Below are 14,280 nucleotides of genomic sequence, written 5' to 3'. Positions count from 1 at the left end.
CCTTGGGACGCGGCCCCGGTGAGAGCTCACTTCAGAGGAGCTCCATAGCCGTTGCGCGTGTTGATGGGTGTGTCGGTCTCATGACCGATCCAGTCCGCGCCCGCGAGGTCGGGGGCGGGTCGACGACCGTCAGAGGGTTCGGCCTCCTCGAAGTCCTCATCGTCGGGCAGCGGGTAAAGGCTCCGGAGCTCCCTGGCGATGTCCCGAGCCCCCGCGTCCTCCAAGAGCCTGACCTGGCGATGCACGTTCTGCATCCTGGTGTCCTCGTCCTCATCGTCGTACCAGGAAAGGATGAGCCGGGCCGTATCGGAGGCGTCCGAAGTAGTGTGGTCGTCCATGGTCCCAGGGGGAACGAAGTCGTCGAACCCATGACCCCTTCGGTCATCCCGGTACTCCCGGACCTCCGGCTCGGACTCGCCGAGGAAGGCGAACTCCTCAGGAGCGGCGCCCCGAAGGCGCACCAGCAGGTCGGACAGGTCTTCGCCCTTGGAGGCCTCGGCCAACCGCGCGAGCGTTTCGATGAGACCATGGGTTCGGCCCACGTCCGCGTCTCCCCGCACCAGGTCCCACACGATCGCGCTGCCCGGCGTCGCCAGGACGTCATCGGCGTAATACCGGCGCTTGGCGGACTCGACCGACTTCTCCACCTCCCAGACCACGCTCTCCTTGCGCATTCGCGAAAGCCGTTCCAGACGCGTCATGTCGTCGTCGGAGAGGGTGAGTTCGACGTCCTCGGCCCACACCTCCAGGGCCCCGTCGTACGCGTACACGGCCACACCCAGATCGGCCGCGAGCTGATGCCGGGCCATGTCGTAGTGCTCCGGACGAAACCTGACCACGCCCTTGCGCGCCTGTTCCGCGACGACCCGTTGGGCCTGGCCGGCCGGGTTGTGCAGACGAGGGTCGGGGACACCCGTCCACCGCCACATCACCATCGCCGAGAACAGGAAGGGATAGTGCTCGTCCCGGCTGGACAGCGGTTCGTCCTTGATGCGAACGTTCCGCGGCCCGCTCTCCATGAACGGATCCGGCGGGGTTTCGGTCTGCCCGGGGACCGACGGCCTGGTGCTGCCGAACATGAGCACCAGTCCACCGAAAAGCAGCATGACCGGTGCCGCCACCAAGATCCACAGGTCCATCAGCGGATACAGGGCGGCGACGAGTACGGCCACCACCCCGAGCATGATGACCACACCTCGACGTGTGCCGTTCATCCGTTCTCCTTTCGCGGAGCCACACGCTCCCGAGTGGGCGGAATTCCCTGTGCCTCATCGATCCTGCGGAGGAGGGCGTCCCGTTCTCTTCTTCGACCTGACGGTTCTTGGGTGCCCTCGCCGTATCGGGGCAGACGCAGCGCTGTCGTGTAGAGGACGGCCAGGGTTCGCGCCTGCGTCGCCGCCACCACCAGAATCTCCGTGAACTGTTCCGAACGGCCGATCCAGAGCTCTCCGTATTCCCTGGTCCGATCCGGTTCGTGTTGGAGGAGGAGTGGAAGCCCTTCGGCGACCATGGCCAGCACGCCGGGTTCGATCGGATGTCGCCCACCACCGCGCAGCAGGAGATCGGGGCATGTCATCTCCCGGAACAAGGTCCGGTCCACGGCTTCGTTCCGCTCACGGAGCTTGTAGGAGAACCTCCGTACGGCCCGCCGGTGGAAGGAACGGTCCCGGGCCAGCCCCTTCAACTCCGAGCGCGCGGCCTCGGAGACCTTGTCGGCCGCGTGACTCGCGAACAGGTGCAGCCGGACCAGGGCCCGTTCCGGGTGGGTACGAGCGAGTTCCTGAGCGCACACCGCGATCAGGACATGGGAGAGTCGTTCGGATGGTGGCCTTTCTCCCCATCGGTAGATCTGTCGGCGGGTCAGGCGCCCGTACCGCGGATCCTTGAGGGCCGTGGACAGGGCGATCGCGGACTGAGGTGCCCTGTTCCCAGCCTTCTCGGCCCCGCCACTCCAATCCATGGCCGCGGTGAACACCCGGTCCGGCCGGTCCACCCGCAACCTCTGCTCGGTCCACCGTTCGGCGACCCGGTCGCGGTCGGTCGGTGACAGGACCGAGCCGCGGACACAAATATCGACCCATCGGTCGAACACGTCGTGCAGCCAAGGGTGGGCGTCCCAGAGTTCGGCCCGGATCGCGGCGGCCTGACCAATGAGCCGGAACCGGACCCGACGGTCCGCTCCGACCTCCAGTCCCAGTTCCGACAGTTCCGTCCGAAAGTGGGGACGTTCGATCAGAGGTGTCACGTCCTCGGGAAGACGGACCATCGGCAGGAGGTGCTCCACCGCCGTGGCGAGGCGCTCCACCGATGTTCCTTCCAGGACGGAGGCGGCGAGCAACAGCGCGCGACCACGACCATCCGCTTTCCTCAATGGTTCGAGGAGCTTGTCCGTGTCACCTTTCAGAGCCGCGTCGAGCCACTCCCCGATGAGCCCTTCACCGCCACGCTCCTTGCCCACCTCCTTCACCCTGCGCGCCAGCTCCTCCACTTCCCCCATCGAGGCCCGGACGGCCCACTCCCGTACATGCTTGTGGGCGTGAGCCGGGAAGAACCCGTGAACGTCCTTGGCGTCGAGGTGGCTGCGGAGTACCGCAAGAGGGTCGGGACGCCCCGGTCGGACCACGTGATCGCGCAGTTCGATCGGGATGTCGTCCTTGTCCTTGGAGTCGAAGAGCACGACCAGACGGGCGCCTGCCCGACGCGCATGGTTCCGGAGGGGTTCCAGCCAACGGAGGATCTCCCGTGTCCGTGGAACCCCGTTGCGGGTGAGGTCGAGCAACAGTCGCTCCCCTCCCCGCAACGTTCCCACGTCCAGGCGCGGAACCTCGTCCTCGGTGGTGAGGTCCTCACGGATGTCGTGGTCGTCTTCCTGACCTCGTGGGACCAACAGCATCTGGGCCGCGGTGCGCAGGCCTTCACCCTGACCACCGACCAGCACCACGGCACCATAGGTGGCGAGATGTTCGCGCAGGCCGTCCTCGTCCAGGTTCGGAGGAGCGACGAAGCGACGACGCAGATTCCCGAGGCGATCTTCGGCGATGACATGGCGTTCACGCCGACGCCGCAGGCGCCCCTCGTCATCGATTTCGAATTGCGAGGCCTCTTCCAAGGAGACCCCGGACAACACGAGCTGGTTTCCTGAGCCGTGGTGGGTCGGCGAGTTCTGATTGATGTCCCCGTGCCCGGAGTGGAGCGTGCTCTCGTCGGATTCCACCAGGGTCGAGTCGATCGGCGCCTCGGGTGGGGTCACCGTGTCCTCCGCCGCTCGGGGGCGCCGATGATCTGGTCACCGGTGCCGTGGTGGGTCGGCGAGTTCTGATTGATGTCCCCGGTCCCGTGATGCACGGTGCCCGGGGATCCGGTGATGATGCTGCCGACCTCACCACTGACCCCCGCGACCCCGTTGACGGTGTGTTCTTGAGACTGGACCGCGTAACCGTCGACGTCGCGCATCGTGTTGGTGGTGCCGGGCCGGTCCGCCACCTGTTCGTCCCTTTGCCCGGCCCGACAGGCGGCCTTGTCCTCCAGGTCCGGTACGGCGATCTCGACGGCCGCCACGAGCTCCTCGATGTCACTCTCGTTGTTGCGGTGCCGGTAGCGGCGGTACTGGCAGCGGGCCAAGGGCGCGAGATCGGCGGGCAGGTCGGCGGACCTGAGACGGGGCGTGTTCTCCACCAGGACGGGGATGACGGTGGCGTCGGAGTCGAACGCGAGGACGATCTCCCTTCTGATCCAGTCCTCGGGGTCGTCCAAGGGTCGACGTCCGTCATCTCCCGGCAACGCCCAGCGGGGACCGATGACGGCCAAGAGCACCGCGCAGTCGGCGGCGGCCCTGCGCAGCTCCTTCTCGAAGTCCGCTCCGGAAGGGATCGACTTACTGGCTCGGAACACTTCCTCCTCGCCGAAGTGCCGGGAGAGCTCCCGGTCGATCAGCGTCGCTACATGTTCTCCGTCGCCCGTCCGGTAGTTGACGAAACAGCTGTTCATGGCGTCCTTCCGACCTTTCGGGAAGATGTCGTTTCCGCGGCCTCGAAACTTGCCATCAAACAGGGAAAAACGACACACTCCCCTGATCACGACAACTCGACCGCAAGTCGATAATGTTCTGGAAAGGCGGAATGAGAAAGGCCGATCGCCTCGTTTCCCGCGTTCTTTCGACGGGGAAACAGGAAACTCCGAACAGGGTGTGATCTGCGTTACCCACAGGTCACCGTGGAGTGGAACGGTGTCCCGGAGTGGGTGATTCGGTGACGTTCGAGACAGGCCGGGTTCACTTCGGAACGACGGTTCGGGAAATTCTCACTGAAGCATTGCCGTGTCTGTGCCAGAGGTTTCCCGGGACACGCCACCATGGCACAATGCGATCACCCGCTCTCCCCGCGCAACCGCCCATCCCTTCCTCAGGCAAGGGCGATGGGCGGACCGGAACCACCCTGACCAGGTTCCGACCCGAGGTACAAGGCCTCCGTGCCCTCGCCGTCCTGCTCGTACTCGTCTACCACCTGGAGCCGGAACTGCTCCCCGGTGGTTACGTGGGCGTCGACGTCTTCTTCGTGATCTCGGGTTTCCTCATCACGTCGTTGCTGCTGCGCGAGGTCACCGAACACGGGCGGGTGTCGCTGGCGAAGTTCTACGTGCGGCGGGTGCGCAGGTTGCTGCCCGCGGCCACCCTGGTCCTCCTCGTCACCGGCGCGGTGTCGCTGGTGGTGTTGCCGGTGACCAGACTGGGCGACACCGCCTGGCAGTTGCTCGCCTCGGCCCTGTGGGTGGAGAACCTGTACCTGGCCGACCAGGCGCTGGACTACCTGGCGGCGGAGACCCCGCCCAGCCCGGTGCAGCACTTCTGGTCGCTTTCGGTGGAGGAGCAGTTCTACCTGGTGTGGCCGCTGTTGTTCCTGCTGTGGGCGTTGGCGGCGCGTCGGTGGCGAGCGGGGAACGGGGTGCTGACCGCCGTGCTCGGCACGGTGTTCGTGGCGTCCCTGGCCTGCTCGATCTGGATGACCCTCTCCGGTGACGCGGGCGCCTACTTCTGGCCGGTCACCCGGGCCTGGGAGCTCGCGGCGGGCGGATTGTCGGCCGTGGCGATGTCCCAGGGGTCGCTGCCGGAACGTCTGCGGCTGCCCCTGGGATGGCTCGGACTGGCGGCGATCGTGGCATCGGCGCTGCTCTACGATTCCGGCACGCCCTTCCCCGGGTACACGGCGCTGCTGCCGATCCTGGGTTGCGTCGCGGTGATCGCCGCCGAGAGCCCCTCCGGGCCGGCCGCCTCGGTCGTGTTGAGCACCCGACCGGCCCGGTTCTTCGGCGACATCTCCTACTCGCTGTACCTGTGGCACTGGCCCGTCATCATCTTCACGCTGGAACTGCTCGGCCGGGACTCTCTCGGACCGCTCGGCATCGCGCTCGCGGCCGGGGTCTCGGTCCTGCTCGCCTGGGGGACCAAGGTGTGGGTGGAGGATCCGGTGGCCCGGCACAAGCTCGTGCGCAGCGGCCGCGCCGCGCTGGCGCTGGCCGTGTGCGGGATCCTGGGGGTGGCCCTGGTCTCGGCCGCCGCCACGCACCGGGTCGACCGGATGGCCTCGGTCGAGTTCGACCCGTCCGTGCACGTGGGGCCCAAGGCGTTGGAGGGCGAGGCCGTGTCCTCGGAGATGCTCTATCCCTCCCCCATCGACGCCGAGGACGACGTGCCCCGCACCTACGACGACGGTTGTCACGCCGGGTTCGACGACGACGATCCCAGCGACTGGTGTGCCTACGGCCCCGAGGACGCCGAGTCGACCGTGGTGCTCACCGGCGACTCGCACAGTCTGCAGTGGATCCCCGCCCTGGAGGAGCTCGGCGAGGAGCGCGGCTGGCGACTGGTGGTCCTGAGCAAGTCCGCGTGCGCGTTCACCGACATCCTGGTGGGACGGGACGGCGGACCCTACGAGAACTGTCAGGAGTGGAACCGTGAGACCGTCGACGAGATCCTGGAGATCGACCCCGACCTGGTGTTCACCAGTTCCTCGGTGAAGGGCAACCCCTACGGTCTCGGGGACGAGGGCCCCGCCGAGGTCCAACGGGTCATGGGCGAGGGCATGGCGGAACTGTGGGGTGAGATCACCGAAGCGGGCGTGCCGGTACTGGCCGTACGCGACACCCCGCGGGTGAGCCAGGACGTGTTGGACTGCCTGGCCGCCAACATCGAGAGCCCGACCGAGTGCGACCGACCGATCGAACAGGCCATGGAGACCGCCGACCCGCAGGAGGTGGCGGTGGAGCAGGTCGAGGACGCCGAGATCGTCGACCTCACCGACCGATTCTGTGTCGAGGGCACGTGTTCGGTGGTGATCGGCAACGTGCTGGTGTACCGGGACTCCCACCACATCACCGGCACCTACGCGCGGCTGCTGAGCGACGATCTGGCGACGCGGATGGACCAGGCGTTGTCGCGGACCTCGCAGGGATCCCTGCCGTAGATTCATCCCTTTTCACCTTTATCGGAGAGAATTTTCGCTTCCGTTCCGGCGAAAGGTCGAAAACGGCCCCCGAGTCGTTTCACAAAAGGGTGTTTCGCCACGTTGGGACGGGGCTCTGAGAAGTATGCTCGTCGAATCCCGCCGAGCACCTTCGTCCCCACGGTGAAAGGCCACCCGTTGGATTCCACCGAAGCCCCCACAGGTCGGGGAACGACCGCACGAACACGGACACCGTCCCCGCCCCTGGGCGTGACCGCACGGGTGGACGGGTCACGCGTGGTGGTGACGTGGCGGCCGGACACGAATACGCAGGGCCCGGTCGGCTACCGGGTGACTCGCCGGACCGGTCGCGGAGGCACCGCTCGTGAGGAGTCTCTCGGTGAGGTGACCGGCGTCGAACTGGTCGACGACCGAATCGGCGCGGGCGTGGACGCCCACTACGCGGTGGTGACGGTTCGAGAGGGTGAGGTGTCGGAGGCGGCGGTGAGCACCCCGGCGATGATCGCCCCGGACGTGTCCGAGGTGCGGACGACGGTCGACGAGTCGGAGGTGTCGGTGACCTGGCATCGGCCACCGGAGGCGACCCGGGTGGAGGTGCTGCGCGGAGCCGGCGCGCCACCGCACGGCAAGGGCACCGGGGTGGTGTCGGTGGAGCACGACGGGTCGGGCTTTCGCGACACGTCGGTGCGCGCCGACCAGGAGTACTTCTACCGGGTACGGGCGGTGTACCTGACCTCGCAGGGGTGGACACGGGGTTCCCCGGGGCTGCTGATCAGGGCGGTGCCGGGGCCGCGGGCCGAACCCGTGCGCGACCTTCACGTCGACCCGGGCGAAGGCGGTCGGGTGGCGTCCTGGACCCCACCGAAACGGGGTCGGGTGAGGCTGTACACGGGCCGGACCGCGACCGCGGCGACGTCGGGGACCCCGGTGGCGGGCGAACCCGTCCAGGGGTCCGACGGTCGCCACCGGCTATCGCTGTCCCTGCCGGCCGGGGTCTCCCACGTGGTGGCGATGACCGAGGACGGGGAGCACCGGGTGGTGGGCTCGCCCGTGCGGGTGGTCGTCGCCCCGCCCGTGACGGGTCTGCGGGCCGAACGGTACGACACCGTGGTGCGGCTCGGCTGGTCCTGGCCGGAGCACACCTCATCGGCCCTGGTGACGTGGGCGGAGGAGACCGACGGGGAGCCCGCCGGTTGGGAGCGCCGCACGCGTGTGCGCTACGACGCCGAGGGCGGGTTCGAGACGCCCATGGGTTCGGGTCCCCTGGTGGTGACGGTCCGCACCACCGTCCACTCCGGAACCGACGAGGCGTTGAGCGTTCCCACGACCGTGTGCCTGCCCGGCCGCGTCGTCCTGGACTACCGGGTCGAACCGGTGGGTCTGCTGCGCCGCGAACGGCTGGTGCACCTGAGCGCGGACGTGCCCTGTCGGATGCCGCGGATCGCGGTCGTGTTCACCCCCGGTGAGGTGCAGCCGCACGCGCGCACCGGCCGGGACCGGGTGTTGTCGGTCCTGCCCGCACGGGACCTGGACGCCGGTGAGCGGGTGTCGGTTCGGGTGCGTCCGCCGTGGGACGCCGCCCCCGGCTGGTTGACGTGCTTCCCCTTGGGTCCGGGCGGCGACGTGCGCCTGCGCCAGCCCTCGGTCAGGGAGCTGCGTCTGTGAACCTCCTCGTCCCCGCGAACCCGCTCACGGGGTCGCGTCTGGTGTGCCCGTACTGCTACTCGGTCTTCACCGAACGGAGGATCGGGTTCCGTTGCCCAGGACGCCCCGGACCCGACGGTCGGATGTGCGCCGAGGAGGAGGACCGGGCGCTGCGCGACCACCTGGGCCGCAAGGAACGGCTGCCTCCGGTGTTCGAAGCCGACGGTCGCCGTCCCCGGGCCCACTGTCCGGAGTGTTCGTCGGCGAGCGACCGACAGGTGTGCCTGGTCTGCCACTCACGGCTGCCGGTGAACTTCGGGCGGATGCGCGGCCGCGTCATCGCGCTGGTGGGTGCCCGCGACTCCGGCAAGACCGTGTTCATGACCGTCCTCATCCACGAGTTGAAGCACCGGGTCGGCGCGCGTTTCCGGGCGTCGGTGGGCGGCGCGGACGACCACACCCGGCACCGGTTCGGCAGCGATTACGAGGCCCCCCTGTACGAGGAGGGCCGGCTGCTGCGGGCGACCCGGCGCACCGGGGCGGCCCGCGAACCCCTGGTCTTCCGGTACACCGGACTACGCCCCGGCCTGCTGATGGACCGCCCGCACCACACGCTGCTGTCGTTCCTGGACACCGCGGGCGAGGACCTGCACGACATGGACAGCGTGGAGACCAACCTGCGTTACCTGCGCAACGCCGACGGGGTGATCGTGCTGCTGGATCCGTTGCAGATGAAGGGCGCCCGTCCCTCGGCCGCGCCCGGAACACGGATGCCCGCGATGGAGAGTCCGCGGAACCGGTCGTTCGACATGCTCGGCCGGGTCACGGACCTGCTGATGCGACGGTCCGACCACGTTCGGGGACGGATCAGGACGCCGGTGGCGGTGTGCCTGAGCAAGATCGACGCGCTGCGCGAGGACCTGGACGAGGGTTCCCCCCTGCAACGACCCCAACCGGACGCGCCCCACTTCGACGTCCGCGACGGCCAGGACGTGCACGCCCAGGTCCAACAGCTCCTGCACCGTTGGGGCGCGGCCGACGTCGACGTCCACGTGCGCACGCACTACGCCAACGCCCGGTACTTCGGGGTGTCGGCGTTGGGTGAGGGACCCGACGAGGACAACGTGCTGCACGGCGGGGTGCGGCCCTACCGGGTGGCGGACCCGTTCCTGTGGATGCTCTCGGAGTTCGGAGTGGTCCCGGCGAAGGACCGCTAGGGAAGGGACACGTTCAGGCGATGGGTGCGGCGCAGCTCTACTACACCTCGTGCGAACACGGTTTGTCCGGCAACGGCGGCTACCAGTTCAACGCCGCCACCCCGGGTGTGGACACGTGCGTCCTGCGCGAGGTGGAGCGGTTCACCGTGTACGAGCCGCCGAGGTCGATGTCGGCGGAGGAGGCCCACCGACACCCGGTGAACCTGTGTTACTCCCCCGACCTGGGCGGGGCGCGTGTGCTGAGCCGGGTGGTCTCCAGCGGACACGATCCCTCCGGCCGACCGGGCAACTACTTCGCGCACAGTCTCCTGTTGGACGGGGAGGAGGGGCCGCTGCCCGCCGAGTTGTGGGGGTCGGGGTTCTGGGCGGGTCGGCCGGTAACCGACCCCGAACTGCCGCGGCTCTCCCCCGTCGCGGGACCGTTGGACCGTACGCGCACCGCGGCCTGGCTCCGAGGCCGGGACGAGGCATTGCTGCGTCGGCTGCTGGTGGCGGTGGACGCGGCCATCGACGGGGGCGCTCCGGTGCTGTTGCCGGCCCGGGACGAGGACGCCGCCCACTGGGTGGCCGCCCTGTCCCACCTGTTGCCGCCCCGGCGCGCCCGGCGGATGTCCTTCGCCACCTACAGCGGCAGCCCGGAGGACGCCCCGGTGCACGTGGTGGCGGTGCCGCCGGAGACCGACACGGGTGGGCTACGCGATCGCTTCGTCGTCTTCGCGGCGGCGGGGTTGGGGGCCGGCGACTTCGCCGCACAGGAGGTGGGGGAACCGGAGACCACCCCGGACACGCTGTCGGTGGTCTCGACCGTGTTGCTGACCGGTGTGGAGCTCGCCCCGCGGCTCTGGGCCTCGGCCGGACTCTACGCCTCCGGGGCCGAAGAGGGTCTTTCGACGTGGCGGCCACCGCTGGCGGCGGCCCGTCTGAGCGACGCCGGTGTCCCCGTCACGGAACCCGACCTGCGGGTGGTCCGCGCCTGGTTGCCCGAAGCCGTTGACCGGTTGCCCCGCGGGCCGGCCCGGGAGCTGCTGGGGCGGCTCCTCGATCCGTCTCTGGAACGCGCGGACGACGAACCGGCACGGCTCCAGACGGTGGCGCACGCCTGTGGTTCGTGGGAGCTGATCGAACGGGCCGAAGGGCTGCTCGTACGGCATTCCCTGGCCCGGATCGCGTCCGGTGCGCCCGCTCCCCCGGTGGCGACCATCCGATCTCCCCGAATGTCGTCCATGGCCGAGGACCGGGTGGCCGCACTGTTGGACGGTGCCCTCGAACCCGCGCGCGTGGTGGAGCTGCTGCGCTGGACCCGCGCGGGCGGGGTGCGGCCGCCCGAGGCCGCGTTGGAGCGTTACGGGGCCGAGCCCCTCGCCCGAGCGCTGACCGACGTTCCGCCGGGTCGTGACCTGGCCGAGCTGTTGAAGGCGCACGCCCCACTGCGACGCGGGGTCGCGCGGGTGTTGGGCTCGTTGCCGCGTCGAACCCTCACCGCGCTGGCCGCCGACCCCATCGGCGCGTTCTTCGCCGCGGATCGGGAGGTCTCCTCCGCCGTGTCGGTGCTGCGCGAACTACGCCTGCTGCACACCGGCACGGACACGGGCCCCCTGGCCACGCGGGCGTTGGCCGACTGCCCGGACGCGCTGTTCGACGCCTACCGTCGCGTGGCCGCCGAGCGTCTGACCCTGCCGCCCCGTTCGATCCTGGGCCCGTCCGCGCGACCCTTGGAGGCCGAACTCGTGGCACGGGTGTTCCTGACCGCCCGACGACTGTGCGCGCAAGGCCCGGCCATGGCGATCGACCGGGGCCGCTCGCTCCTCCTCCACGTGCTGGAACCCGCCGCGCCCACCTGGTCGCGCAGGGACGTGACGGCGGCACGTCGGGCCTTCCACGACCCCGGCCGGGAACGGGACTTCGACCGGTGGGTGCGCGGCGTCCGAGAACGCGACAGGACGAACGGCCTGTTCGGGCCGCGCTTCGGAGGGAGCCGATGAGAGCGCAGGAGGAGAGGGTCGTGGAAGGTGTCGTGGGGGTGTTCGCCCTCCTGGTCAACACGGTGATCGTGGTGGTCGCCGCCGCCCTGGCGGCCGGGCTCGTGTTCCTGGTGGTCCTGCACCTACGGCGGATCCACGAGGTGCTGTATCGGGGTGACGGTCCGCGTGTGACACCACCGGGGCCCGAGGAATCCGCGTGGTGGGGGTACCACGGCGGTCCCCTTTGGCGGGACCTGGCCGAGGTACACCGCCGAGTCCACCTCGACGCCGGCCCGTTCGTGGTGTTCCTGACGCCGTTCCTGTGCTTGCAACTGGTGGTGGCACTGGTCCACTCCGCCGTGGCCTGGACGGGGGTCGGCGCGCTACGGCTGGTGGACGGCGCGTCGCTGTTCGTACGCCGGATCCGTATGGTGTGCCCACGCTGCTTCGAACACATGCCCTACCCCTCCTACGCGTGCGACGGTTGCGGCCGGCGACACCGAGACGTGCGGCCCGGGGCACGGGGTGTGTTCCGTCGCCGGTGCGTGTGCGGCGGGGGCCTGCCCACACTGCTGTTGTTGGGCAGCGCCGACCTGCGGACCCACTGCCCGCACTGTGCCCAGGTGTTGGAGCACCGGCCCGGAGAGGCCCGCGAGTTCGTCCTGCCGTTGTTCGGGGCGGCCGGCGCGGGCAAGACCCGACTCACCCACGGCCTGCACGTGGCCCTGACGTACGCCGCCGAACGCCACGTCCGCGCCCGCACCGTGGCGATGGGGCGCGAGACCGAACAGAGGTTGCGCGACAGCCGGCCCCGGCTCGCACCCGACCACCGGGTGCCGTCCACCCCACCGGGGCGCCGGGCCCGAGGGCTGACCCTGCGCGTGGAGGCCGACCGGTGCGCCCTCCTGATGCAGCTTTACGACACCGCCGGGGAATCGTTCAACACCACCGACCGCACCGAGGACCTCACCTACCTGGGCGAGGCCACCACGTTCCTGCTGGTGTTGGACCCCCTGGCGGTCCCCGCCGTGTGGAACGCCCTCGACCCCGACGAACGGCTCCGGCTCGCCGGCGACCGTTCCCAGGCGCCCGACCCCGAACGGGCCTACATGCAGGTCCGCGACCAGGTGCACCGGTGGTACCGCGCACACGGCATGGGCCAGGCCAGGACCCGGATCGCGGTGGTGGTGACCCGCGGCGACCTGCTCGCGCACACATCCCTTGACCCCACGGGGGTTCCGCCCGAGCTGTGGCTGCGCGAGGTGATGGGCGCCGACAACCTGCTGCGCGCGGCCCGGGCCGACTTCGGCACCATGGCGACCTTCGTGACCAGTGCCGTCGTGAACCCCGACGGTCTGCCGGACCCCAGCCTGACGGAACTGCTGCGCTGGGTGCTGGCCCGCGAGGCGTCGGCGTTCGGCGAGATGCTCGCCGGCCCGCGACGGGTCCCGCTTCCCGCCGCCCTCCCCCTGGAGGTGTGAGGTGTCCGTCGGCCCGAACCCGTACCCTCCCTCGCCCCTGGCACCGCCACCGTCTCCGTCTGCGTCCCCGCCCTACCGCTCCGTCCGTCGCGCCACCGCCTGGGTGCTGTACGCGGCCATCGCCCTGACCACGCTCTTCGCCTTGTTCCACCTGGCCCGGGGCACCCTGGCCTTGCTCCATTCGGTCTGGTTCACCCTCGTCACCTGACCGCCCACACTCTCTTTCCCGCTTGCTCGCACCCGGAGGTGTCACCGGTTTCGTGCTGCCCGGGGTGGGTGGGGGGTGGGGGGTGGGGGGTGGGGGGTGGGGCGCCTGGGGTCGGGAGTCTTGGGGTTGTCGGGCGCTACTCGGGCGGGTGCATGGGGCGCCTCAGGTCGGGAGTCTTGAGGTTGTCGGGCGCTACTCGGGCGGGTGCGTGGAGCGCCTCAGGCCGGGAGTCTTGAGGTTGTCGGGCGCTACTCGGGCGGGTGCGTGGGGCGCCTCAGGCCGGGAGTCTTGAGGTTGTCGGGCGGGGTGGGGGTGGGTTCTCCCTCCTTCCCCGCCGCGTGATTGTTGCCGCCCGCACCGCACGCGTCAAGGCGATGTCGGGTTCTGTAGCGATCGGGTTGGTGGCCTTGACCCGTGCGGTGCGGGCGGCGGTTTGGCGGCTATCGGGGAAGGGGGGAGAGTGGTTGAGGTGCCAACGGCCCCGGGCCTGCGGCCCGGTCCGGCCGCAGGCGGCCGGATCCCTTCCCTATCCGTCTGGTGTTCTCGTGGGGCGCGTCCCCGCGGTAGCCGGCCCTGGTCTTCTCAGCGATGATCTTGCTCCTAGCGCCATGTTGGGCGCCCAACATGGCGCTACGGACAAGATCATCATGATGGAGAGACAACACGAGGTTGATGGTGCCGGTGGGCCGATACCCGGGGCGGGAGCCGGTACCAGGGGCGGGAGCCGTGCCGACACCCCCAACGGGAGCCACCCCGGCCCCGGGATATGGCTCTGGGCGGGGGTTCGCGGTGTTTCTGCCCCTGGGCATGGGGATATCCCCACAGGGCACGGGCCCTTGGGGTCTGACACCCACTCGGGGTGGTCACAGCGGGGGTCTCGCCGGGGTGGTGTTCCACCTGGCGGAAACGGGCGGTGGAAGCGGATGGTGGTGGTCAGGGGGCGGTGGCTGGGGCCGGCTCCCCCTCCCCATCCCCTGACCCGCTTTCCTTTCCCGCTTCCTGGCGGTTCTGGGCGTGGTGGTGCTCCCAGATCTGCCGGTTCACCTTCGCCTGCAACCGGTGCTTGAGCCGATTGTGAGTGGAGCAGAGCACCTGCATGTTGTCGGAGCTGGTGGCCCCGCCGTGGGAGAAAGGGACGATGTGGTCGTACTGCGACCAGCTACGCGGCATGTCGCAGCCCTCGTGCCACTCGCAGTAGGGCTTCTTGAACCCCGCTGCCTGGCGCACCGGATCCGGAGCGCACCGCTGCTTACGCCCCACATCCAACAGAGTCCGGCCCTGGGCGTCGGTCACGAACCGGCGCAACCAACT

The 14,280-nt window shown here is 69.6% G+C and carries 10 protein-coding genes; 6 read left to right on the top strand and 4 right to left on the bottom strand.

Annotation, left to right across the window (positions count from 1 at the left end):
* Positions 1–26: 26 nt before the first annotated feature.
* The 3 genes from ACWGSK_RS26065 to ACWGSK_RS26055 are packed head-to-tail and all read right to left on the bottom strand — an operon-like array spanning position 27 to position 3,987.
* Positions 27–1,214: a hypothetical protein gene (locus tag ACWGSK_RS26065; protein ID WP_358507292.1), complete on the bottom strand. Its 1,188-nt coding sequence runs from the start codon at positions 1,212–1,214 to the stop codon at positions 27–29.
* Positions 1,211–3,250: a hypothetical protein gene (locus ACWGSK_RS26060; RefSeq protein ID WP_452457030.1), complete on the bottom strand. Its 2,040-nt coding sequence runs from the start codon at positions 3,248–3,250 to the stop codon at positions 1,211–1,213. Before ACWGSK_RS26060 ends, ACWGSK_RS26065 begins: the two co-directional genes overlap by 4 nt.
* Positions 3,247–3,987: a toll/interleukin-1 receptor domain-containing protein gene (locus ACWGSK_RS26055; RefSeq protein WP_358507288.1), complete on the bottom strand. Its 741-nt coding sequence runs from the start codon at positions 3,985–3,987 to the stop codon at positions 3,247–3,249. The genes ACWGSK_RS26060 and ACWGSK_RS26055 overlap by 4 nt, the downstream gene beginning before the upstream one ends.
* Before the next feature lie 371 nt (positions 3,988–4,358).
* Between ACWGSK_RS26055 and ACWGSK_RS26050 the strand changes: the two genes are divergently transcribed.
* The 6 genes from ACWGSK_RS26050 (at position 4,359) to ACWGSK_RS26025 (ending at position 12,969) form a co-directional block, all read left to right on the top strand.
* Entirely contained in the window at positions 4,359–6,458 is a 2,100-nt protein-coding gene (locus ACWGSK_RS26050) for an acyltransferase family protein (RefSeq protein ID WP_452457029.1), read from the top strand.
* A 384-nt stretch (positions 6,459–6,842) separates the two neighbouring features.
* A complete protein-coding gene (locus ACWGSK_RS26045) occupies positions 6,843–8,123 on the top strand; it encodes a hypothetical protein (RefSeq protein WP_452457028.1) in 1,281 nt (426 codons plus the stop codon).
* Positions 8,120–9,319 (top strand): TRAFAC clade GTPase domain-containing protein, encoded by a 1,200-nt coding sequence (locus ACWGSK_RS26040; RefSeq protein WP_452457027.1) that lies wholly within the window; start codon positions 8,120–8,122, stop codon positions 9,317–9,319. Before ACWGSK_RS26045 ends, ACWGSK_RS26040 begins: the two co-directional genes overlap by 4 nt.
* A gap of 20 nt (positions 9,320–9,339) precedes the next feature.
* Positions 9,340–11,301 carry a GTPase-associated protein 1-related protein gene (locus tag ACWGSK_RS26035; protein ID WP_452457026.1) on the top strand — a complete coding sequence of 654 codons (1,962 nt, stop codon included), beginning with the start codon at positions 9,340–9,342 and terminating at the stop codon, positions 11,299–11,301.
* Positions 11,302–11,321: 20 nt separating this feature from the next.
* Complete coding sequence (locus ACWGSK_RS26030; RefSeq protein WP_452457025.1) at positions 11,322–12,761, top strand: TRAFAC clade GTPase domain-containing protein; 1,440 nt, start codon at positions 11,322–11,324, stop codon at positions 12,759–12,761.
* 1 nt (position 12,762) lies between these two features.
* Positions 12,763–12,969 (top strand): hypothetical protein, encoded by a 207-nt coding sequence (locus ACWGSK_RS26025; RefSeq protein WP_452457024.1) that lies wholly within the window; start codon positions 12,763–12,765, stop codon positions 12,967–12,969.
* A 933-nt stretch (positions 12,970–13,902) separates the two neighbouring features.
* Here ACWGSK_RS26025 and ACWGSK_RS26020 read toward each other — a convergent pair.
* On the bottom strand, positions 13,903–14,280 hold a 378-nt coding region (locus ACWGSK_RS26020; protein WP_452457023.1), incomplete at its 5' end, for an HNH endonuclease signature motif containing protein.

The organism is Nocardiopsis sp. NPDC055551 (assembly GCF_053619415.1).
The sequence above is the reverse complement of the archived record's forward strand: the minus strand, read 5'-3'. Positions and strand labels throughout refer to the sequence as shown.

Excerpts from the sequence above, each read along its gene's own strand:
- ACWGSK_RS26035 (WP_452457026.1), top strand. The coding sequence starts at position 9,340 with ATGGGTGCGGCGCAGCTCTACTACACCTCGTGCGAACACGGTTTGTCC.
- ACWGSK_RS26065 (WP_358507292.1), bottom strand. The coding sequence starts at position 1,214 with ATGAACGGCACACGTCGAGGTGTGGTCATCATGCTCGGGGTGGTGGCC.
- ACWGSK_RS26055 (WP_358507288.1), bottom strand. The coding sequence starts at position 3,987 with ATGAACAGCTGTTTCGTCAACTACCGGACGGGCGACGGAGAACATGTA.
- ACWGSK_RS26050 (WP_452457029.1), top strand. The coding sequence starts at position 4,359 with ATGCGATCACCCGCTCTCCCCGCGCAACCGCCCATCCCTTCCTCAGGC.